This is a genomic window from Paenibacillus sp. FSL W8-0439, from assembly GCF_038008995.1.
GTDB classification, from domain to species: Bacteria; Bacillota; Bacilli; order Paenibacillales; family Paenibacillaceae; genus Paenibacillus; species Paenibacillus polymyxa.
The window spans coordinates 1,202,690-1,223,821 of the sequence record NZ_JBBPAK010000001.1 but is presented as its reverse complement, the minus strand read 5'-3'; the positions used below and the strand labels follow the sequence as shown (position 1 = coordinate 1,223,821).

The 21,132-nt window shown below is 45.5% G+C and carries 21 protein-coding genes and 1 other annotated feature; of the genes, 9 read left to right on the top strand and 12 right to left on the bottom strand.

The window, feature by feature from the left end; genetic code table 11:
- Positions 1-68: 68 nt before the first annotated feature.
- Positions 69-1,958: an ATP-binding protein gene (locus MKX36_RS05270; protein ID WP_340864351.1), complete on the bottom strand. Its 1,890-nt coding sequence runs from the start codon at positions 1,956-1,958 to the stop codon at positions 69-71.
- 132 nt (positions 1,959-2,090) lie between these two features.
- Positions 2,091-2,378 carry a hypothetical protein gene (locus tag MKX36_RS05265; RefSeq protein WP_013369721.1) on the bottom strand — a complete coding sequence of 96 codons (288 nt, stop codon included), beginning with the start codon at positions 2,376-2,378 and terminating at the stop codon, positions 2,091-2,093.
- A gap of 183 nt (positions 2,379-2,561) precedes the next feature.
- On the opposite strand from MKX36_RS05265, the gene MKX36_RS05260 reads away from it, so the two are divergent.
- From MKX36_RS05260 to MKX36_RS05245, 4 genes are all read left to right on the top strand, one after another.
- Complete coding sequence (locus MKX36_RS05260) at positions 2,562-2,822, top strand: hypothetical protein (protein ID WP_013369720.1); 261 nt, start codon at positions 2,562-2,564, stop codon at positions 2,820-2,822.
- Positions 2,823-2,914: 92 nt separating this feature from the next.
- Positions 2,915-3,094 carry a hypothetical protein gene (locus MKX36_RS05255; protein ID WP_016821368.1) on the top strand — a complete coding sequence of 60 codons (180 nt, stop codon included), beginning with the start codon at positions 2,915-2,917 and terminating at the stop codon, positions 3,092-3,094.
- A gap of 99 nt (positions 3,095-3,193) precedes the next feature.
- Positions 3,194-3,467: a binding site (T-box leader), on the top strand.
- An 84-nt stretch (positions 3,468-3,551) separates the two neighbouring features.
- Entirely contained in the window at positions 3,552-4,634 is a 1,083-nt protein-coding gene (locus MKX36_RS05250; RefSeq protein ID WP_013369718.1) for a bifunctional 3-deoxy-7-phosphoheptulonate synthase/chorismate mutase, read from the top strand.
- A 236-nt stretch (positions 4,635-4,870) separates the two neighbouring features.
- Complete coding sequence (locus tag MKX36_RS05245; RefSeq protein WP_107734086.1) at positions 4,871-6,493, top strand: DUF1593 domain-containing protein; 1,623 nt, start codon at positions 4,871-4,873, stop codon at positions 6,491-6,493.
- An 85-nt stretch (positions 6,494-6,578) separates the two neighbouring features.
- On the opposite strand, the gene MKX36_RS05240 is transcribed toward MKX36_RS05245, so the two are convergent.
- On the bottom strand, positions 6,579-7,439 hold the full coding sequence (locus MKX36_RS05240) for a TrmB family transcriptional regulator (protein ID WP_013369717.1): 861 nt from the start codon (positions 7,437-7,439) through the stop codon (positions 6,579-6,581).
- 160 nt (positions 7,440-7,599) lie between these two features.
- Between MKX36_RS05240 and MKX36_RS05235 the strand changes: the two genes are divergently transcribed.
- On the top strand, positions 7,600-8,502 hold the full coding sequence (locus MKX36_RS05235) for a DMT family transporter (RefSeq protein ID WP_016821372.1): 903 nt from the start codon (positions 7,600-7,602) through the stop codon (positions 8,500-8,502).
- 67 nt (positions 8,503-8,569) lie between these two features.
- Here MKX36_RS05235 and MKX36_RS05230 read toward each other — a convergent pair whose 3' ends face one another.
- On the bottom strand, positions 8,570-8,749 hold the full coding sequence (locus MKX36_RS05230; protein ID WP_013369715.1) for an aspartyl-phosphate phosphatase Spo0E family protein: 180 nt from the start codon (positions 8,747-8,749) through the stop codon (positions 8,570-8,572).
- A gap of 87 nt (positions 8,750-8,836) precedes the next feature.
- On the bottom strand, positions 8,837-10,069 hold the full coding sequence (locus MKX36_RS05225; protein WP_019686325.1) for an MFS transporter: 1,233 nt from the start codon (positions 10,067-10,069) through the stop codon (positions 8,837-8,839).
- 131 nt (positions 10,070-10,200) lie between these two features.
- On the opposite strand from MKX36_RS05225, the gene MKX36_RS05220 reads away from it, so the two are divergent.
- On the top strand, positions 10,201-10,458 hold the full coding sequence (locus MKX36_RS05220; RefSeq protein WP_025364192.1) for a YqkE family protein: 258 nt from the start codon (positions 10,201-10,203) through the stop codon (positions 10,456-10,458).
- A gap of 330 nt (positions 10,459-10,788) precedes the next feature.
- The gene (locus MKX36_RS05215; RefSeq protein ID WP_017426371.1) at positions 10,789-11,466 is read left to right on the top strand and encodes a peptidylprolyl isomerase; all 678 of its coding nucleotides are present in this window, start codon (positions 10,789-10,791) and stop codon (positions 11,464-11,466) included.
- Between the two features lie 214 nt (positions 11,467-11,680).
- Here the strand turns inward: MKX36_RS05215 and MKX36_RS05210 are convergent, their stop codons facing one another.
- Together MKX36_RS05210 and MKX36_RS05205 are read right to left on the bottom strand one after the other, a co-directional pair.
- Positions 11,681-12,352, bottom strand: a complete 672-nt coding sequence (locus tag MKX36_RS05210; RefSeq protein ID WP_340864350.1) for an MgtC/SapB family protein — start codon at positions 12,350-12,352, stop codon at positions 11,681-11,683.
- Between the two features lie 117 nt (positions 12,353-12,469).
- Positions 12,470-13,903: an N-acyl-D-glucosamine 2-epimerase gene (locus tag MKX36_RS05205; protein WP_340864349.1), complete on the bottom strand. Its 1,434-nt coding sequence runs from the start codon at positions 13,901-13,903 to the stop codon at positions 12,470-12,472.
- 204 nt (positions 13,904-14,107) lie between these two features.
- Here MKX36_RS05205 and MKX36_RS05200 point away from each other — a divergent pair, with 204 nt between their 5' ends.
- On the top strand, positions 14,108-14,899 hold the full coding sequence (locus MKX36_RS05200) for an SDR family oxidoreductase (RefSeq protein WP_340864348.1): 792 nt from the start codon (positions 14,108-14,110) through the stop codon (positions 14,897-14,899).
- 112 nt (positions 14,900-15,011) lie between these two features.
- Here MKX36_RS05200 and MKX36_RS05195 read toward each other — a convergent pair whose 3' ends face one another.
- A complete protein-coding gene (locus MKX36_RS05195) occupies positions 15,012-15,794 on the bottom strand; it encodes a YwaF family protein (protein ID WP_340864347.1) in 783 nt (260 codons plus the stop codon).
- Between the two features lie 140 nt (positions 15,795-15,934).
- Between MKX36_RS05195 and MKX36_RS05190 the strand changes: the two genes are divergently transcribed.
- A complete protein-coding gene (locus MKX36_RS05190; RefSeq protein WP_016821380.1) occupies positions 15,935-16,147 on the top strand; it encodes a hypothetical protein in 213 nt (70 codons plus the stop codon).
- 90 nt (positions 16,148-16,237) lie between these two features.
- On the opposite strand, the gene MKX36_RS05185 is transcribed toward MKX36_RS05190, so the two are convergent.
- The 4 genes from MKX36_RS05185 to MKX36_RS05170 form a co-directional block, all read right to left on the bottom strand.
- Positions 16,238-17,512, bottom strand: a complete 1,275-nt coding sequence (locus MKX36_RS05185) for a methyl-accepting chemotaxis protein (RefSeq protein ID WP_016821381.1) — start codon at positions 17,510-17,512, stop codon at positions 16,238-16,240.
- A 262-nt stretch (positions 17,513-17,774) separates the two neighbouring features.
- Positions 17,775-19,118, bottom strand: a complete 1,344-nt coding sequence (locus MKX36_RS05180) for a hemolysin family protein (protein ID WP_340864346.1) — start codon at positions 19,116-19,118, stop codon at positions 17,775-17,777.
- 141 nt (positions 19,119-19,259) lie between these two features.
- Complete coding sequence (locus MKX36_RS05175) at positions 19,260-19,919, bottom strand: SGNH/GDSL hydrolase family protein (protein ID WP_260846433.1); 660 nt, start codon at positions 19,917-19,919, stop codon at positions 19,260-19,262.
- 183 nt (positions 19,920-20,102) lie between these two features.
- The gene (locus tag MKX36_RS05170; protein ID WP_126666087.1) at positions 20,103-21,020 is read right to left on the bottom strand and encodes a PD-(D/E)XK nuclease family protein; all 918 of its coding nucleotides are present in this window, start codon (positions 21,018-21,020) and stop codon (positions 20,103-20,105) included.
- Positions 21,021-21,132 lie beyond the last annotated feature (112 nt).

Below are 21,132 nucleotides of genomic sequence, written 5' to 3'. Positions count from 1 at the left end.
TCTTAATCTCAGGCGGGTGGGCTCAGCAAGCTTCCCTCCGTTTTCTCCGAACGCAAAAAAGCCGGATGTTATCCGGCTACGGGGAAGCGGATGGTCGCTTCTGTTCCCACCCCTTTTGCACTTGTAAAAGATATTTTACCATTCATCGTTTCAATAATCCGAAATGTCACCATCATCCCCAAACCCGTGCCTTTAGTCTTATTCGAAAAATAAGGCTCACCTAGTCTGGATAAGGTCTGAGCATCCATCCCTTCACCATTATCCCGAATATGAATGACTGCTTCTCCATTGTCCACATAAGCCCATATATGAATATGTCCCTGTTCTCGCAGCGCTTCAATACTATTTTTGATAATATTGATAAATGCCTGCTTGAATTTGGAGGAATTCCCACGCACTTTAATTTCCTGGGGAATATCCAGCGAAATTTTGCCACCTTGCAAATTTGCCATTGGACTGATAATTCCTTCAATATGCTTGAACTCATCCAATATGGTCAACGTTTTGGTATGGTCAAACTCTGGCTTGGCAAAAGTCAGAAAATCGGTAATAATCGCGGACGCTCGATCCAGCTCCTCCAGAGCGATATGCAGATAGTCTTTGTTTTTACCATCCTCCTGCTTGCTCATCAACTGAAGAAATCCACGTGTAACCTGAAGCGGATTGCGCACTTCATGAGCTACAGATGCAGCCAAATCGCTAATAATCTCCATTTTCTCTGAACGTTGAAGCTCATTATTGAACATCTCCAGTTCTCTGGAATACCGAACCACCTGTTTGTGCTTTTCCGCCAGCCTTCTGCCCAAGATGGCAATCAATGCTAGGACAAAACCGAACACGCCCCATTTCCATAAAAACATATTGTAGTGTCCGTCCCGGATAAAGAACCAGCTGAGTTCTGCGATAGTGATGACTGCAAAAAATGCAAAGCCTGTCGATAAAATGATCGCTTCGTGGTCTCCCTTAAGCGCCATGCGAACCGAAGCAAATACCAAAAGTACCATCAAAGCTACGAGCAATATACCGAGGACGATTACACTAAAGAAATAATATACATCGTTGAGTCGCTCCTGTGCTCCTAAATTCACAATCATGATGATGAAGCAGAACAAAGAGTAGGCGGTTAACAATTTTCTGAATTTCCGAATCAGTAAAATCGAATTGATATTTTGCTCAAAAAAGAAGGCTAATGAAGGCAGCAGAATAAATAGCGCCACATCAAAAAGTTGTAAATACAGCTTGCCATAGCCGCGATAGAACGTATATAAAAACGGTGAATACGTTACAATCATCAGACCGATAGACAATACAATCGCACTTAGGGACAACCACATCGCCATACTTGGACGGAACAGGAAGAACGAGCAAATCAATAGCACCAGGGCGATAAAGATAAATGTACTGCCTAGTACAATATCCAAGACATCCATTCTGACCAAGTTTCCCAACAAGTCACGATAATCACCAGTCATCACATTTCCGATAATGCCCAGTCTATTTTTGCTGCTTTCCGTCCATATGTATAATATTTTACCACTGTCTTCTGGCTTCAGCGGAATCAGAATACGATTATTCTCATAATTATAGCCACGGTACGATTCATAAAAATTGGTACCATCCTTATACAGCGTAATGTGCCTGCCATAAATATTTTCAAAAAGCACCGCTGGTGTTTCATCATTTAACGAAGGTAGCTTAATACGAATCCAGGCGGTGCCTCTATTGCCTGGCTGCTTGAGTAGCTGTGTATCATCTTCAATATGCATCCAGACCTTACTGTGATCATTTACCTCATCTAAAGAGCCATCCTCGTCTTCTGCTCCCCATCTCATATCCCAGGAGGGGATCTTGTACTCCCTTTCCGGGGTCATTTTGGCCGCATAGCCAATGTGGTCCAGCGACAATAGTATCACAATGACCGCTAGCAGAGCGGCGACAGCTTTGGGCACATGCCTCATATTAAGCACCTCAAAGTTACGTAGTAGGATTTACAAATTTGTATATGTTTTAACATTTTTATCTTCCTGAAATTATATTATTCTATACGATGATGTTCATACCTTCTTCATAATAAGGGTATCATGTTCTTTTTAATCATTATTTGTAAAATCTTCATATTGATTAATGATCATTTCCTGTTCGCGTTGCTCCATCTGCTCTCTAAGCCCTATCCAAGGTTCACATTCTTCATCCTCATAGATCGTCCAAATATCGGAGAATAAATAATCGCGTATTTCTACTATTTTTCCGGCCTGTCCGCCGTCTGTCCAATATAAACCATCCGGACGCCGAATAACGGTACGCGAATAACCTGGAGTAGACGCCTTTTGACCGACTCGGATTCGGCTAATCATCGGACCAAACATGTACCATTCCAATTCATATCCCTCCAACTCCTCTTTATCATATCACAGCAGTTACCAAAAAAACGCTAATTGGGAAAGAGCATATCTCTATTCGCATGATTTTAACTTCTTACAGACACACTAACTCTAAGTTTAGCCATTCTGCGGTTTGGGTAAGGTCGAAATAAGCAACAAAAAGTAAAGGAGCTGAGTTAGATGGCAAATCGCGACAATCAAAAGACTGAGCTACAGGATCATGATTTTGAGCCTTCCCTGCAAAATGCAGAAACAAACTGGGAGAATCTGATTGAGGGGCCGGATACTCCTCTGGAGGACGTGCCTGATGCCGATGAACTAACACCGAATAGTCCTGTTGATCCCTCTGCGCCTGCTGAATTCCTGCATGGTACAGATTTGCTGAACGGTACAGACGGGGATGAAGAAGAGCAACTGGACAGTGACGATATTCTGGATTAATTACTGCATATGACAGGATATAAGAAAGCGATTTCTCATCCTGCTATGCGGGTAATGAAGTATATACACCGAAAGGAGTTGACCAATCTCCTATGTATAAAGATCCGATGTCTCAGGCTGATATGGAGTACAAACGCTATAAAGCCTTGAATCCTGTAGAAGAGGATGACCGCAGGACTGCGGACAAGACTCATACGGATGATACCTTAGCCGAAGATAACCCACGAGGAGTCGCATCAGCGAAGCCCGAACCCAGAGATCAAGCAAGATGAAAGAACAGATAGGGAATGCAAAAACTAGAATCGGAAATCAGGGCTTGCCTTCTGCATCCACTTTGTTTAAAATAAGGTCAAATCTTTTGAATACCATGAACAAAGACATAGACGGAGACAAGTAAGCGTCATCGGATTCCCACAGAAAGGTACGTATTGCTGAGAGCGTACCGCTATCCCGCGTTGAAATTCACTCCCGAGTCGAGCCTTGAACCGACGACAGAAGGATTCATTCCTTTGACCGCAGTAGAGGTTTCCGGAAGCCCCCGTTACGGGCATCAAGCTCAGAGGTTACTGCCGTCGATTGAATGACGTTGACGACTTGCATGTATACTTCTGTAATTAGGGTGGTACCACGGCATTCGTCCCTTGCGACGAGTGCCTTTTTGTGTTATTTTCTGCAAAAAGTCCAAGGGCTGAAAGAAAAAACAATTTAAATTCGGGAAGGGTGTACTGTATGTCAACCAATGAAAATTCTTTGGAGCTGTTGCGGGAACAGCTCGATGCTACAAACTTGCAATTGCTGGAGCTGCTGTCCCAACGCGCTGAACTGGCGGGACAGCTTGGAAAATTGAAAGAAGCTCAAGGAGTGCCTGACTTTGATCCAGTGCGCGAGCAACAAATGCTGGACAAGCTGATTGCAGCTAATCGTGGACCTTTCGACGATGCTACAATTCGCCAGTTGTTCAAAAATATTTTCAAGGCTTCTCTGAACTATCAAAAAGAAGAACACAAAAAACATTTGATTGTCAGCCGCAAAAATCAGCCGGATAGCACGGTTATCAAGGTTAAAGACACACTGGTAGGTGGCAAAGCCTCCATCATGGTTGCAGGACCTTGCTCGGTGGAAAGCTATCAACAAACGCGCGAGGTAGGAGCAGCTCTCAAGGAAGCCGGTGTGCCGATTCTGCGTGGTGGTGCGTTCAAACCACGTACATCTCCGTATGATTTCCAAGGACTGGGTATTGAAGGCCTGCAAATTCTCAAACGCGTTGGCGACGAGTTCGGGCTGGCTACAATCAGTGAGATCGTCGATCCAAGACATTTGGAGGAAGCGATCCCTTACATCGATATCATTCAAATTGGCGCGCGCAACATGCACAACTTTGAATTGCTGAAAGCTGCGGGTGAAACGAGAACTCCGGTTCTGCTCAAACGCGGATTGGCTGCCACCATGGAAGAGTTCCTTCATGCTGCTGAGTACATCGTATCCCGTGGTAATACACAAGTCATGCTGATTGAACGCGGTATTCGTACGTATGAAAAATGGACACGTAACACGCTGGATATTTCCGCTGTTCCGATTTTGAAAAAGGAAAGCCATCTGCCTGTATTGGTGGACGTAACTCACTCTACAGGACGTAAAGACATCCTGGCCCCTTGTGCCAAAGCTGCCCTGGCTGCTGGTGCCGACGGCATCATGGTAGAAGTTCACCCGAACCCGGCAGTCGCTTTGTCCGATGCTCAGCAACAGCTGAACATCCCTGAATTCCACAACTTCCTGTCTGAAGTTAAAGAATCCGGTTTATTCAAAGCGTAAAACTAATTTTGTGCTAAGAATCATAAACCGCTTTCATTTTGTCAGATTATGATGTAGAATCTAATCAGGATTGTGACTGATCATGCAGGCAAAACCTAAATGTATATATGCTCGACTTTTGTTGAGACATATATATGTTTAGGTTTTTTTTATGCCTAAATCTTGAATAATAACAATACCTACATGGTTATAATCCTAAAAAATCATCATAGAAACGTTCAGAGAGGGGAACAGAAATGAGAAAAAGAAAAGGGTTAAGCATTTTTTTGTTAGCTATGATATGTATTTTAATCATCAGTGGTTGCAGTGGTAAGTCGCCAGCCGTCGTAAAGGATGAAAGCGCTGCTCCAACAGAACAACCAGCGGGAAATAAAGTGGAAAATAAAGCGACCAAGGCTAGAACGGTTATTACTACTGACGGAGAAGTAGATGATATGAACTCAGTCATACGCTTTCTTCTCTACTCTAACGAAATGGATTTGTCCGGGATTGTACTGACTAGCTCCGTATATCATTATGCAGGTGATGAAAAGGCCGGCATCAAGCCATTCAGATGGACCGGAACCCAATGGGTAACAGATATGATTGATGCCTACGGAGAGATTTACCCCAACCTAATCAAACATGCTGAAGGATATCCAAAACCAGAATATATTAAAAGCGTTACCAAGATCGGAAATATTTCAAACAAAGGTGAAATGGACAAGGAAACGGAAGGCTCGAATTTCCTGAAAACACTTTTCCTAGACGATGACCAAAGAGATCTGTATGTACAAACTTGGGGTGGAACCAATACCACAGCCAGAGCTCTAAAATCCATTGAAGACGAATATAAAAATACAGATCAATGGGAAACGATTCGGAAAAAAGTAAGTGATAAACTCGTTCTATACATCATTTTGGATCAGGACGATAGCTACAATAATTACATCGCCAAAAATTGGCCTGACATCAGAATTATCAATGACCAATCTAACTTCTGGCATTTCGCTTATGCTTGGAAAATGCACACGGAAGAAGTAAACAGCAAGTTACACGGGGAATGGAACTTCAAAAACATTAAAGACGGTCATGGCAAGCTGCTGAATATGTATGCCTTGATGGGCGACGGCAATATCATCAAAGGTGAATTGGATGAAGAACAAAGAGGCAGTGAAGCCTACTTGAAGAAAAATCCACAATACGACAAGTATGACTTTATTTCCGAAGGAGATTCTCCATCCTTCTTCTATTTAATTGATAACGGATTACGGAGCATGGAAAACCCAACCTATGGTGGCTGGGGAGGTCGTTTTGGTGTCGTTAACGATAAATTATTTAGAAATACGGTGTTAGATTATGATGTGCATACGAAAAAATTCGAAGCAGAGTACTCTCTGATGCGTTGGTTTGATGATATTCAAAATGACTTTGCTGCCCGTGCAGATTGGGCTATTGCTTCCGACTATAAAGATGCCAACCATAATCCAACATTGACCATTAAAGAAGGATTAGATCTAACGGCTAGTCCAGGGGAGAACATAACACTACATGCAGAAGGAACAGATCCTGACGGTGATGCATTGACCTATAAATGGTGGAGATATTTCGAAGCTGACACCTATGAAGATTCTAAGGTCAAACCCGCGCAAGTTAAACCTGAAATGCTGGGTGATATGCAGCTTGGGCTTCACCGAGAATTAGCTGAAGGCGAGAAAGTAAACACGATTGACCTGCAAGGTAGCGACACAAATACTGCAAGTTTTACAGTTCCGGCAGATGCGAAGTCTGGGGATACGATTCATATCATTGCAGAAGTACAGGACAATGGTAAACATTCTTTGAAACATTATCAGCGTGTGATTGTAACCGTAAAATAACAGAAGACAGCACTCAATAAATTAGGCTCATGGAATCATACTCCATGGGCCTGTTTATTTTTGCGTATCGGACCTCGGACAATCTCTATACACGTTTAATACTTTTTTCAGTCAAAGGAACATAATATCCTTTTCCATTCGGACCCATAGCGAATTTATTACGAAGATGGATTAGATTAGGGCCGAATTTGGCCTCCAATTCTTCACGGAACTCATATAGGATTTCCATGATATAAATATCATGAATAATCACTTCCGTAATCGGCATCACAAGACCCGGATGTAGCGTCCATGCAGCACGGCTGTCATCACCAAGTGAAAGTATGCCAGCTACAACCTCCCGGTCATCCACGCTAAGCACAATCCATCGACCACCGATTTCGGACGTAATCTCCTCACTCATATCATGGCGGTAAACAGTAGCAAAATCAAAGTTAAGATCACCATATGCTACAAGGATCACCTCAATTCCTTGCTGAGCAGCTTGCTCTAAGGCATCCCGGAACACCTCGGCATCCTCTTTCCAAATTTCCAGTAAAATTCGGTGTTTTGCTCCCTTCACGCCTTCATTAATGCGATTGATAATGGCTTCATACCCCGAAATATTCCAAATGTTCTCTCTGTTTTGAAACGATGCTGTGTACTGCTCCAAACTCTCTTGCGCCACGTTGAAAATCTGCTCTGCTTTGCGCTTTCTCTGGGCAATCAATTCATGTGGAGGAAGCGGCACATATAGAGGTGTATTTTCTTGACTTACCATGATGTCCCCACGGTTGACCATTCCCGACAAAACCTCGTAAATCTTGGATCTCGGTACTCCAGAGTTCAATGAAACGGCATATCCCGAAAGTGGTGAGCTTTCCAATAAGGTCACATAAGCCTTGGCTTCATATTCACTAAAATTCAAATCACGTAGAATTTCTAATATGTTTGGTTTTGATTTCATGACGTCTTCTCCTCAATTCATGTTCTTCCTTACTATATCACTTCCCCTTGACAAAAACTGATATACAAATTATCTTTTTAGTAGCATTTTCATAGTAGTAACTATAGTAGCTACTATCACTATCATATTTCATAGGGGATGAACTCAGGGAGGATATAACTTGAACAAAGTCATAGCTCATCACAGCGAAAGCAACCGGATTTACTATACTTCTACGATTCTAGCCCTATTGATCTGGAGCACATCGTTTATTGCCACCAAAGCAGCCTATACGACGTTCCCTCCTCTTACCTTGGGTCTATCCAGATTTATCATAGCTTCCATCGTACTAGGTATCGTTCTGCTGATCAAAAAAGAACATGTCAAAGTAAAGCCAAAGGATTTGGCTACGATTTCGTTTAGTGGGGTTTTGGGAATCACTCTTTATTTTTCAATGGAGAATATAGGGGTTAGCCTGACGACCGCTTCCAACGCAGCATTAATTGTCGCATCGTATCCTGCAATTACATCGCTGCTTGAATTTATTTTGTATAAAGTCAAATTATCCAAATATAAAGTCTGCGGCATAGCACTGGCCATGATCGGGGTATATTTCTTAACCTCCGTTGGCGAAAGCTCGGATGGTAAGAATCAACTCATCGGAAATTTAATATTGATTGGCACCGGATTTGCGTGGGCGTTCTACACTTTCATGACGCGTAAGGTTGTGGACAAATATCCGCCGGTGACGTTATCTTTTTATCAAACCGTTGCAGGTAGTATCTTTTTCATACCGTTAGCCCTATTAGAAAAGGATAGCTGGCAGGCTCCGACAACGGGATCGTTTATGTTGCTCATGTATCTGGGTGTGTTCTGCTCCGTTATCGCATTTTTGCTTTATAATTACGGATTAATCAAGCTGTCACCGAGCAGTTCCGTTTCTTTAATGAATTTGGTTCCGATATTTGGGGTGTTGTTCTCTGTCTTACTATTGCACGAAACGATTACATGGCGCCAAATCATTGGCGGCTTGGTCGTTATTATAGGGGTCTTGATGAGTGCGCATCAAACTAACCGTACCTAAAAATATTGCAGCCCTACAATACAAGGGCGAGTGGCCTTTTTAAAAGATCTCGCCCAGTTGGTTATATCTATGCAGTCGGCTTTTTTTCTTTTATATAAAAAAGGTGGTTATATTGATTGATGAGGTTATCCATAATTACAGACTGTTTGAGCACACTGGCATGATTAAAGCCATGTTTTGCTTGTAAAATATACAGCTTTTGACGGGCATTCTCAAGCTGTTGACGCAAAATGTCGTCTCTTATCATAATATATCCCTCCCTGTCATATGATCAGTGTAAAGGGTTATGAATAATATACTAAAAATAAGGGTTTGGGATAATTATCTAATTGGCCTATCCGGCAGAATGAATATTCTGATCCGTTGCGTTATTTTGGGCTGAAATCGGGAAAACATTTTTTCCCTTCGCCCATAGCAACAACGCTGCAACCAGCAAGATGCCACCGTTTAATACGAAGATCCAGCGAATGGGCATCCAGCTACCAAGCATGCCGCCAATCAGCGGCCCCGCCATCGTCGCGAGCTGGGTAGCTGATTGATTCAGGCTAAAGGCTCGTCCGCGAAACTCTGGCTTGGTGACTTCCACAGTCATTGCATTAATCGCCGGCATGACAGACGCATAAAACAATCCATATCCAAACCGAAGCGCACCAAAACCAACAAAGTTGGTTACAAAAAACTGCAAGATGTTCCCAATCCCCGAACCGATCAGCCCAATCAGCAACACTTGGGCAAAGCCGATTTTCCCTCCAATCCGGCCCCATCGGGGAGCCATCAGCACTGCCGCGATGCCTACAGCTGAGAATACAATCCCGGAACTTAAAGACGCATGGCTACGGTCCACACCCATTTCAAGCACATACACCGTAATTAACGGTTCCAAGATCATAACAGAAAAGGTACTTAATCCAGCTAGAATAAGCAAAAAGTACAATGGCCGATTAGCAATAGCCTCTTTGATATCATCCCGAACATGCGAGCGGGTACTGGTGCCCTTGAAGCTATCCTCTCTAGCGCCAAATGTCGCGATGAACGCAGATACCAGTACAAGAGCCGCTGAGAAAAAAAAGGCATTTCGATTGCCATAATAATGGCTCACCACACCACCGATCAGCGGACCTATAATGCTGCCAGTCGCTCCAGCAGTCGCCATAATGCCAAGGGCATAGCCCGTTTTTTCTTCAGGCGAGCCCGTTCCGACCAGCGCAATCGCCGCAGGAATAAATCCGGAGAGAAGTCCTTGAAACAAGCGAACTCCTACAAATACATATGGGTCTGTCACTAAAGCACATACCAGATACAATACAGCCAGGCTAAACCCTGAACGAATCAGCATCGGCTTACGTCCATACTTATCTGCCAGCGAGCCCCAAAACGGGGCAATCAGCGCGCTCGCTAAAAAAGTAACTCCAAAGGCAATTCCTGACCATAATTCCAGTTGATCGTTAACCCCCAATTCCGTATTCAGAAAAATAGGTAAAAACGGAATCGACACGGAATAGGCCATGCTGCAAAACAATACTCCGATCCACAAAACAATCAGGTTTCGCTTCCAATATAGATGCATGCTGCCACACGTCCCTTCTGTTCATTCCATTATTACCCTCTAAATTAGAAAAGTCTACCGTAAACCTTAGCCTTTCATCGTGGAACAACCACGAAGAAGCTGATATAATCGAATGGAATGGAGATGATGATATGGCTAAAAAGAGAAATTCGTCTTTTGCTACTCCTGCGGCTCAGGACAAACCTGCTACCTTAAAGGATCTGTTGAGTCAGGACGTGCTGAACAAGCTTAAGGCTCAAGCCAATGAAGCGCAAGCAGAACAAGACAAGCGTAAAGAAGACGAACGGCAACGTGCCCTTGAAGCAAAAAAAGCTGAACAAAAGAAGCTGGACAACAACTTTGAACATCTGTTGAATAACAGCAATTTGGACTGGCACAAATATAAATAAGCCAAAACCATTGCGGTTTTGGCCTATCTTTACACTTTATGTTATAGCCAGTCACGAATATGTTGTACTGAGTACAGCACCCCTACCCAAACTGGCAGACTGAACGCCATACCCCATATGAGACCTTTAGCCAGTTTTTTGTCTACCTCCATCATGATCCTGCCCCTTTCCTTGGGAATAGCAGCAGTATGGGTCAAGAATACGGCTTTCAAACCCGTATTTCCTTATCCCCAACAAAAAAGGTATGATAGTAAATGGAAAAGTGTTCTGCGCTGTCCCCAAACTATAAATTAGGATGTTACACCATCCAACCTTTCAGGAGGAATATTAATGAACCGAAAATCGATACGCCCATGGTACACATTGTGCCTGCTGGCCATCATGCTCGTGCTGGTTGCCGGATGTGGCACAAAAGCCACCGATGTGGAAGCTGCAAGCCGGACAAGCACCACAACTCCCGCTGCAACTAAAGACAAAAGCAAGGCTGTTTCACATCCAGTTGTCACGATTGTCATGAACGATGGCAAGAAAATCAAGCTTGAGCTGTATCCGGAAGTAGCACCGAACACGGTTAACAATTTCATCTCCTTGGTGCAAAAGGGAGCTTATAACGGTACCATTTTCCACCGCGTCATCCCCGGCTTTATGATTCAGGGTGGTGATCCGCAAGGTAACGGTACAGGCGGCCCCGGCTACAGTATCAAAGGGGAATTCAAGAGCAACGGCGTTAACAATACACTCAAACATACACGTGGCGTATTATCCATGGCCCGCTCAGCGGATCTGGATTCAGCCGGATCGCAATTTTTTATCATGGTTGACGATGCGGACTACCTCGACGGTCAGTATGCCGCTTTCGGTAAAGTAACGTCCGGAATGGACGTGGTCGACGCTATCGTCAACTCCAAACGGGATAGCAATGACAAACCTACCAAACCAGCTACAATGAAAAAAGTTACTGTAGATACGCTGGGTAAAAAATATCCAGAACCCGTCAAAGTAAAATAATCCGTCTTTCATAACGGGATAACCGCAACGACCTTGTGCATACGCATGAGGTCGTTTTTGCTTATCCCCTGATACTTTCTAAGCTGCTGATTCTGTGATGTAGTAAGAGTATATACACAAAAGGAAGCGTTTTCAATCATTATTTTTAGATTTTTTTACTGTTAAATGAGTCTACAGCGTTCGACAAAAGTTACTTAATAAGCAGTAAACTCGTTTAATTGGATTTGGTCTCGACTGAGCGGATGCCTTCCATCTCTTGCAGCAGTGACAACAATTCCTCCACTCCCTCTGACCGAGACAGTTTTAGAAGCATATGAACCATCAACTGCTCACCGTTATCGATGCGCTCGGCGTGAAAGCTGTGAATGGTCAGTTTTTTGTTCTCCAGCAGTTCTTTAATTTGATTCAGTACACCCGGCTCATTATCAACCTGAACTACCACTTGCCGTGTGGACGGGGTAGCCATCTGATAAAAACGACTATGGAGCAAGGACTGAGCCGCCAAAATAAACAGCGTTACACCCGCGCCAAGCCCATACATTCCTGCACCGACAGCAATACCAATCCCGGCGGTAGTCCAGATGCCCGCAGCGGTAGTTAGCCCTTTGATTCTATTTTTTTGTGTAAAAATCATTCCTGCGCCGATAAAGCCAACTCCACTTATAACCTGTGCTGCTATTCTGGAAGGGTCCAGCGACAGGTTAGACCATACAGTCTGATCTTGAAAACCATATTTGGATACCACCATCATAAGCGACGCTCCGATCCCGACAATGAAATGCGTGCGAATGCCTGCCTCCTTCATCCGACTTTTGCGTTCATAGCCGATTAATGCGCCGCACAATCCGGCAAACATGACCCGAATCAGGTAATCCCAATCCCACATACCTTTTTCACTCCACTATTGTTTATGTTATGAAAAGATGTTGCCTTAATACATATAATTCATGATGCTCCGGCAAATGAGCCGTTATACAGCTGTTATTTTGTTATTACCCAAATTTTAAGGAACCTTTACTTCGTGTTCGGGAAGATTGCGATGTGCCTTTCTTCCCTTGAGCAGCCACAGCTCTGGTGTATCCTGCACACCGTCTATACGCATACTAAATGTTCTCGATGGTAAATTACGTACACGGAGCAATAGACGGTTTCCGTCTGCTGCTGCCTCCACAAGCTCTAGCAGTGTTAGTGAATCATTCGCTAGCTTGCGGTTCACAGCGCGAGTTGAATCTGCGTTGTTCTCCCTACTCCAAATACGAAGTTCACCCAAAACCGGGGCTGCAATCCGCTTGCTAAAAGAAATAACCACTTCATCTTCGGCGGAACGCTCCGCCTTGAGAGGTATGGGAGGCTCATCGTACATGTAGCCTCCCAGATGGTACTCATACGCAGTCCAGGCGGCGTAGTCGCTCTCCAGGGTGGCAGCCCCGAACTGCTGCGTCCACTCGCGGTCCCGAACCATCCGCGCGAGCGAACCGATATCCGCTTGCACTCCGAGGGGCAAGCCCGGATATGCGGCGCGTATGGACTGCGCGATGCGAGCATAGCCGCGAATATACTGTGGCGGCAGACGGCGACGCATCCAGTCTGGCCAATGGGTCTGGAGTACGTGCATATCCGGGGCTACGCTCCCGATCATGGCTACCGCGTCCAGACCCTGCCATTCCCGCAGCTGACCGGGAATATCGCCACGCCCGCTCACAGCGAGCGACCATGTCGCCACGCAGATGTCCGGCCGGACATCACGCACACCGCCTGCGCCGTTCACCAGCTCACGGATGAGCCCATTCACGGCGTCCACGCGCAGATCGACCCACTGCGCGTACAGCTTCGGGACCTTCCGGTAGTAGTTCCGCGCATGCTTATCACGAAAATTCGGAATGTCCTCACCGTAGCGCGCGCGGAAGGCACGCTGTGCATGCGGCCCAATATCCCCGTACACTCCACTGCGCAGCCCGTTCCATTCGGGGAAATAAGGCTCCGCCACCTCAAAGCCGTCAAACGGAATATCGGTGACGAGCCGGGCAGCGGCTTTCTTTTTCCATTCCACATACTCTGGGGCAAAATGTGAAAGCCGCTGAAAGCCATCGTTGGGTTCGCGCAGCAGCTCCATGCGCCATTCCTTCCACGCTGGCGGCAGCTGGGACACACCAAAAGAACCGTTGCCCAGCACCATCGCCCACACCGCGATGCCTCTACGCTGGAATGCAGCAACAAGCGCTCCGTCCACTTCATTCTCACGCACGACAAAATAATGCACGGTCTGGTAGCCTGCAAGGGCGATCTCATCCGCTATGCTATCCCGCGACCGATTGGCATAATAGGGAAACAACGGATCAATTTGAATGCTGGAACCGCTCATGACCCATGGTTTCATTTTTCCAATTTGTGCTATAGCGTCTGACGATTCGGGTCGGTCATTTCTTTTATTGTCCAATTCGATCCACCTCCGTCACTCGCGTCTTCTCCGATACTTGCTCAGAATCTATATATTTGGGCTATAAGTTTCTACTGGTTCGCCTATGTTACCATATTTCGCAAATGGGGTGAAATACAGCGGCTACTGTTTCACCATCAACGTTCAGAGGTATTGGAATAACGAGTCAGGTTTAGCTTATGAACGGAATGGGAGGAATAGTCAATGGCAGAGCAGAGATTGCAAGGAAAGATAGCAGTGGTCAGCGGCGGCGGTTCAGGAATCGGTAAAGCAACCGCCATTCGTTTTGCAGAACAAGGCGCCAAGGTAGTCATGCTGGATCGGACACCTGAGCATGCAGAGGAAACCAAAGCAATCATTGAGCAGGCATGCGGTGAAGCACTTGTGCTGGAATGTGATATTGCCAAGCCAGACATGATTCAGCAGGGATTCGCTAAAGTCGTGGAAACATACGGAAAGCTGGATATCGTGTTCGCCAACGCAGGCATTAATGGCACCATGGCCCCTATCGAGACCATGGAGCTGGAGGAATGGGACCGCACAATAAATATTAATCTACGCGGCACCTTCGCCACCGTTAAATATGCTGTTCCATACCTGAAAGAACACGGCGGCAGCATTATTATCACCAGTTCCATCAACGGTAACCGAACCTTTTCGGGTATTGGGTTTTCAGCTTACGCCTCTACCAAGGCGGCTCAGGTTGCTTTTATGAAAATGGCAGCGCTGGAGCTGGCGCGTTACAAAATCCGGGTCAACGCGATATGCCCAGGAGCTATCGACACGAAAATTGATGATAACACGTACCCTACCGAAGACTTGAAGAAGGTACAAATTCCAGTCGAATTTCCGAAGGGCGGAGAGCATCCGCTGGAGGATGCTCCCGGTGAGCCAGAGCAGGTCGCCAATCTGGTCCTGTTTCTCGCCTCAGATGAATCATCTCATGTATCGGGTACAGAGATCTATGTAGACGGAGCAGAATCGCTGCTGCGTTAAGCATAAAGGGGATCGTTGTCCCCGTATAAGCTACTGCTCAGACATTCTTAGCAGCCTTATCCCAAGTCATTACTAGTGGAAAAGGCTGCTTTTGCATGGCTTTACAACTATTTTATAGCGCCCTGTCAGCACCATGCACAGCTCCTTTGCGAAGGCGGACATACAATCTGCCTCCTGGCAGCACCTCAAACAACAGCATCAGAAGAGAAAAGAATAGCAGTGCAATGACCTCTTCTGCCAAAATATAAACAGGGTATGGCCCCAAAACATCCAATATCGATGGTGTCGACGGCTTTCCGGTCAGAAACATGTAGTTGGCACCGAAAGTACGGTCTACAATCCACACCATCAACGCCAAGCCATTGAGGAATAGCATAACTCCCCCTACACTCTTCCATGTCGGTCGGAGTCCTGCGATCCAGGTCATATATAGGGCAGCCAAAATAATAGCACTATGAGCTACGAAAAAATGGATAAAACGATAGTGCGGAAAGGCATAAGCCAAATTAGGCGTGAGTACTGCTTGGAGCGCTCCTCCAATTCCGGCAAACAGGACGACCGGATATAACCAACGGCTGCGGAACATAAGCATCAGGATGGACAACAGCAGTGTCACACTGCACAATTCTAAGGGCAACGATGTCTGGACATCCCAAATATGCTGTGCCACATACCATATATTCAAAGTCACCTCTGAGAGAATGAGGACCGTAATTAATAACCAGCGAATTCCCTCACTTACAGGCTTATTTGACCGAACCCATCCCCGCGTTAGCCACAGCAGCAAAGCACATACAATGAGCCCCAGTATAGCCAACCCATGTGACGGAGTAAAGGCTTCGAACCCTTCCGGCGCATACGCATCGAACCAAGACCCTGACCATAGCCAGTCCATAGAAAGCCCCCTTCGATTTCTTTCTCTCTTTGTATCTTCTATTTTATACCAAATAGTTGAATATGTTCTAGCCGTCTTTCTTGCTTGTTCAATACCTTAACCTTTATGATAAAAGATATTATATTCAAAGGAGAACACTCATGCCGATTAATCGCCGATTAATTACAGATCAGGATTTCAGCGAGGCACTGGAACGTCATCTTCGTGTCCGGGTATTTCAAGATGACCAATTGATTGGCTCAGGCGGGACGATAATCCGTTTTGACGATCAGACCATCGTTGTGCAGTCTAGCGTCAGTGACCTGGCTTACCATCCCAGAAAACAATGTGAATTTTTTGAAATTAAAAAATAGCCACCACACACCGGAGAACCATTTTGCTTCGTTTTCCGGTGTGTAGCAGCTACGTTTTTATGGGTATGCATCATGCCTCACATGACGTTTTTAGTTATAGTTGATTCCACGTGTTTTCATCATGAGTTTATTCGTAAGCACTTTCAAGTCCTCGGAAGAGGATGAAATTTCCTGCATAATAGCCGTCTCCTCATGAGCAGCCGTATAAATTTTGTGAGCACCTTCAGAGAACGCCCCTGACATTTGCTGGATACGATGAATCTGCTCAAAGGTTTGATCCACCCGATTCGTCTGCTCTGTTACGGCTTCTTCCATGGTGCGAATGCTTTCGACAAATTCACGTACAATAGCGTTCAAACGGTTCAGCGTCTGGTCGACAGAGCTTGTCCGTTCCGCCTCAGCACTGACTAAAGACGTTTGCTGATGCATCAACTCCACGGTCTCTACGATTTGTGACTGTACACGGCTAACGATAGCATTAATTTGCTGTACAGACTCCGTACTTTGGGCGGCCAGTGCGCGAATTTGGTGCGCCACTACAGCAAAGCCGTTCCCTTCTTCTCCCGCACGTGCCGCTTCTATAGAAGCATTCAGCGCCAACAGATGGGTCTGTTCGGCAATATCCTTCACCGTGCTTGTAATCGCTTCAATTTGTGAAGCTTCTTTTTCCAGTCGTGCAATCACCTGCTGTGAACGACTATGTGAAGCTGTCAGCTCACCCATGCCATCCATCAGGGATGAAAATACAGTCTGCGTTGAATCCACCGAATGCTCCATATGGCCTGACAGTTCAAGCATATGCCCCGATTTGCTACGCATCATTTTAAAATCACCCAGCATTCGATCCGCTGTTTTAATAGATTGGGCAGATGCTTGCTTTTGCTGCTCCACGCCATCCAAAATATCTTCTACTACCGTAGACATGGACTCGATTTGCGCCGTAGCCTGTACAATAGCCAAGCTCAGATTTTCTGCACTTTGCGAAGTTGTTCTGGTGCTATACGAGATCTCATTGAACATATCTTTAATGTTCAACATCAGATGCCGAAATGCATCGTACAACACTTTGATTTCATCATCTGAACGACGCTCTGGAATTACGACAGACAGGTTGCCCGCCGAAGCTTCCTCTGCCGCCTTGGCCAATCTAACAATCGGCCGTGTAAGTAATTTTGAGATCAACCAGCCCAAAATGCCACTCCACAGGACACCCAATAACAAAATAATCGAGGTGTATACCCATTCCTGTGTACCATGAGCAAGCCAGTCCTTGAGTACAAAAATAAAAAAAGCGCTTGTTCCATAGGTTATTGCTGAAATCAAGACAAATGCAGTAACCATTTTCGTACCTAGTGACATCTTCATGTACTGTAGCCCACCCCAAAAAACTCAAATTTGATTCCATTTTACCATAAAATTGCTACATTTCTAGTAGTATTTTTCACAGACACCTATATTTATAAGCATAAAGATGCAGAGCCTTAAGTCTCCTGACCTAACTACAAAAACAACCTTCTATTCAGGCAGCAAACTGCGTCAAAAAAAGTGGACGAATCGCTCTGCCGCCTACGTTGCAGGCCATTCGCCACATCTGAAGCGATCTATTGCTTCGCCATGCCATTTTCCATCATTGAGAATAACTGTCATCCTTCTGTTCAACAATCGCCTTTTTAACCGCTTCAATTGTGTCTATTTGGTGACTGTTTTTTTCCAGTACAGTAAACTCCCATAATCCGCTGGTCAGCTTGTCTCCTTGCTGGATATCAAAACGTTCGGAAAGCATCCAACCGCCAATCGTATATACGTCCCCGGCCTCAATATCTGTCTCCAAGCGCCGATTGACCTCATGGATAAGCGCCTGTGATTTGAGTATGTAACGATGATCATCTGTTTTTGTAATGAGTGGTGTTAGCGCTGTGGGGGTTTCGGTATCCGTATAGGAAGGAATGTCTCCAACAATTTCCTCCATAATGTCCTCTAGGGTGACAAGCCCAGACGTTCCACCATATTCATCCACCAGCACCGCTACTGGGATACGTCGTTTTTGCATCTGAATCAGCAGATCCCGAGCCTGAACCGTCTCAATCACCTGAAGCACCGGATGAATGTAAGAAGCCATCGTTGTATTTCCTGTGCTATGCCCACGGGCCAAATCATGCAGAGCTTCCTTCACACGAATCATCCCGATAATACGATCCCGGTCCCCATGTTCAGCTACAGGTAGAAAATTATAAACTTTGTCCTCGATCAGCTCCATAAACTCGGCTACCGTTGCCTGGTGAGATATAGAACGGATGTGGATGCGCGGTACCATAATTTCCTGCGCCGCACGGTCGTCAAAATCAAATACATTGTTCAGGTATCGATATTCTGTCGGTGTAATTTCACCACTACGAAACCCTTCAGATAACGCCAGTCGAAGCTCGGCTTCACTGAGTGCTGCATCTTCTTCGGATACTTTTTTTAGCCCAAAAAGCCCCGTAATGACACGTGAAGAACGACTGAGCACCCAATTCAGAGGATACGTTATTTTATAGAATACCGTAATCGGACGGGCAAAAAACAATGCCATCGGTTCGGCAATTTGTATGGCGAAGGTTTTGGGTACCAGTTCCCCAACGACCACCTCGAAATAGGTCAAAATCAGAAAAGCCAGCAAAAAGGAGAGCACTCCCGTTAGTCCAGCTGGAATATGCGCCAACACAAACAGGGGATGTAGCAGCTTCTCAACTGTAGATTCCCCTAACCAGCCTAGCGCCATTGAAGTTAATGTGGTTCCAAGCTGACAAGCGGATAAGTACTCGTCGAGCCGAGACAGAATATTTTTAACGGCTTTCGCATTTTTGTTGCCCTCTGAGGCCAATTGGTTGATACGAGATACCCGAACACGGATAATGGAATACTCTGAGGCCACAAAAAAAGCTGTTAAGGTGATAAGTAAAATAACTAGAATGATATTTATCGTTTCCATAGCCCTCTCTTGCTCCGTTGATGACGAAGCAAGAAGCACCCCCTTTGACATTCATTTTTGGTTGGAACCATAACATAAGTAATGATGTCCATAATCGTGTATTACCCAAAAATGACAAGGAATAGACTATGTATAACTTTGTTAACGAATCGCCAGCGGACTCTTTTGCACGATATCTATCCATTGATCAGCTATTAACTGGTGCCCGACCGCTGTCGGATGAACCCCGTCATGCAGCCAATAGGAAGCGTCCGCCTTGGTAGCGGCCTCGTTCAACATGCTCTGGAGCGGCACAAATACGGCCCCATATTTGTCGGCAAATTGACGTACAATACGCTGGTAGCCCGTTATTTTTTCTTGCCAAGTGTCCCAGCGCGCCTCGGTAGCTCCCGTTTTCAAAATAAACGGCTCACACAGTATCAGCCCGGTATCTGGCATCACTTCACGCGTCTCCTCCAGCAGGTGGCAATAGGCTCGTTCAAATCGGTCCGTCACCCCGGACGGCTCCTGCTCCACGATCCGCCAGGCATCGTTCACTCCGATTAGAATACTGAGCAGGTTCGGCTGTAGGCTAAACGTGTCTTCATTCCAACGAGCATACAAATCCGAAACCCGATCCCCCGAAACACCCCGGTTTACAAATTCCGGTTGTGTAGCAGTCAGTCGACTCCCGAGTGTCCCAGCGATCAGATACACATAGCTCTGACCCAGCCAATGGTTCGCGTCCTCATTCCGTCCCCTTCCTCCGTCTGTAATGGAATCTCCTTGAAAAAGAATACGTGTGTGTCCTGTACTCGGCATTTTCCATTGTCCCCCTTCACAATTTCCAATAATACCCTTATCATACCTTGTATTCTCCGAATTGGAAAGCGGTTTCAGAATTTGAGAGAGTTATAGCCATTATGCAGGTGGATGGTGCTTCCCACCGCTATTGCTTGTGCAGCACCATTTCACCTACTCCGTTTTTATGTTAATTTCTCGATTTCAGACCGCGCGGTACTTACACACCTCGCGAAAATTACAGCCGCCGCAGACCCTGCGTGAAGGCATCGGGGTAAAGAAAGACTCGGGCTTGGGTCGATTATAGTAATCATCATCGAGGCAGGACTTCATTTCCTCGATGTAACGTCCTACATTGCCAACTACCTTGTCGATATCCTCTACTGTGGGGCGATATACTTCATGCTCTCCTGTCATCAAATACTCTACCCGTACCTCAATCTTCTCCAAAGGAAGCTGATAATGCTCCTGCACATAGGAAGCATACAAAAATAACTGGTCGGAGAAGTCGCCTTCCTTACCTGTTTTCCAATCTACAATAACCATGTCTCCGTTGTCTCTACGATAGAGCAAATCCATTTTGACATATACTTTTGTCTCATGTAGGAGCATCGTATCCCATTTTTCCACCTCAACGATTCGGGCCTGGCCCTGTTGCAGCTCACGCCAAACTGCGGTACGGTACAAATTGTGTACCACCGCGTGCTGTCGCTCCTTAATCCGGGCAATCCGTTCCGGAAGCACTTCATCATCGTAGTAAATTTCGGCCAGCATGACCCGATTTTTGGGATCTTGCAGCCATAGCTCACGGTGTAAGGATTCCTTGTAGCTGTCATTCAACATGCTCTTCATAGCGGTCTCCAGAAATGCTGTGCGCGGGACAGCCCCTTTTTCCATCCACCCACGTATGACCGATTCACACATTTGGTGCGTAATATTCCCGAATAAAATATATAAGTTGCTCAGTTGCTTAAGCCGGTACAACGTAACTTGTTCTTCAGTGCCCTGTGCCGAATTCCAGCCATTATGCGAGCCGTAATAATGATAATAGTATTTGCGTAAGCATTCGTCGAACGTTTGGGCCCTTGATTGTGAATAGGACCAGGACGGATATATTGCCATGACAGGCCCTCCTTCATTAGAACTTCCATCTCTCTATTATAACGCATGCCTAAGCTGTATCGGCCATAAAAAGAACAAAGACTTTAACCCCTAGGTTAAAGTCTTTGATTCG